We start from the raw sequence: 1,179 nt of genomic DNA, 5'->3' as shown, positions 1-1,179 counted from the left end.
GCCGTCCCGGTTGGTGATGGGGGTGGCGTGTACGTGGCGGTGGAAGCCGCGGCCGAGGGTTGCCCTGCGGACCCGGTGTGGGTGTCGCGGGGCGGTGGTGGTGGAAGCCGTGTGCGGCACCTGGCGGACCGGCCCTGGCGGGTTGGTCTCCTGGGGTGTCCGTCCCGCCGGACGCTTGCCGCCAGTTCCCGGTGGGGGTTCTGTCGGGGCGGGAACCTGCCGTCGCGAGGGCAGCAGGCGTGAGGTTTTGGCAGTTGCAGGTCGGGTCTGCTTCGGGGTGGGTGCTGTTTTGCGTCGGTTCCGCACCGGCCTTGTCACGGCTGGGGTTGGTCGACGCGCCCGGCGCCGCACGGGTGTGTCGGTGGCTGTGCGGATCGCGGCCTGGCCGCTACGGTCGCGGCGGGTTTTGGTCTGGTTGGCCAGGCCTCGGGCGGCTATGCGTTGCGCGGCGGCGTGGTCGCGGTCCAGTGACAGGCCACACGAGCAGGTGGCCCACCGGTACCCGGCCACGCACCGGTCCGGTGCCTTGACATGCGTGACCGCAGCGCCGCAGCGGGGACAGCCCGACGACGTACCACGCGCCGGCACAGTCACGACTGCGATACCGGCTTTCGCGGCGAGGTGGGCGACGGCGGTGAACACGGCGCCGCGTACCGCACCGGACAGTCGCCGGTTGAGGCTGCGTGACCGGCCACCCGCCTCGAGGGTGGCGAGGTTCTCGACGTAGACGACGGTGGCGCCGGCCGCGGTCGCGTGGTCGACGAGCCACCGCGCCGCCGACCAGGCAACCGCGTGGTTGAGGTGCCGGATCCGGGCGCACACCGCCGCATGTTCAGCCTCCAAGCAGGCAAGCTTGCCAGCCAGGGCCGAGTCGGCGGGGGCGTCGGCGGGCCGGCCGTCCCGCAGCCGAGTCAGGTGGTCGGCTTTGGTGCGCAGGCGTTCGCGGTGGCGGCGTAGTCGCACCAGTTTCGCCGACACGCCGGTCGCGTCGAACCGCAACGGACGCCCGTCCACGACGACGGAGCCGCCCTCGAGGTCGGCCACGGTGGCGGTCAGCAGGGTGTTCACCCCCCAGTCGACACCCAGCCCCCGCGTGTGCCCGTCTACCGGCGGCGGCGTGTGCGGGGCCCGCCACGGCAGGTCGACACGAACTCTGCCATCGCGGGGCCGCACCGTCGG

The 1,179-nt window shown here is 73.4% G+C and carries 1 protein-coding gene; it reads right to left on the bottom strand.

Going from position 1 to position 1,179, the window contains the following annotated elements; translation table 11 throughout:
• Window positions 1–1,068 (bottom strand): zinc ribbon domain-containing protein (locus ABZV00_RS37840; protein ID WP_355615482.1); only part of this gene is annotated, 1,068 nt, incomplete at its 3' end.
• Between the last annotated feature and the right edge of the window lie 111 nt (window positions 1,069–1,179).

The sequence above is a fragment of the Micromonospora sp. NPDC005173 genome (assembly GCF_040608515.1).
In the GTDB taxonomy this organism is placed as follows: domain Bacteria; phylum Actinomycetota; class Actinomycetes; order Mycobacteriales; family Micromonosporaceae; genus Micromonospora.
Note: the sequence above shows the minus strand (reverse complement) of the source record. Positions and strands in the feature narration are given on the sequence as shown.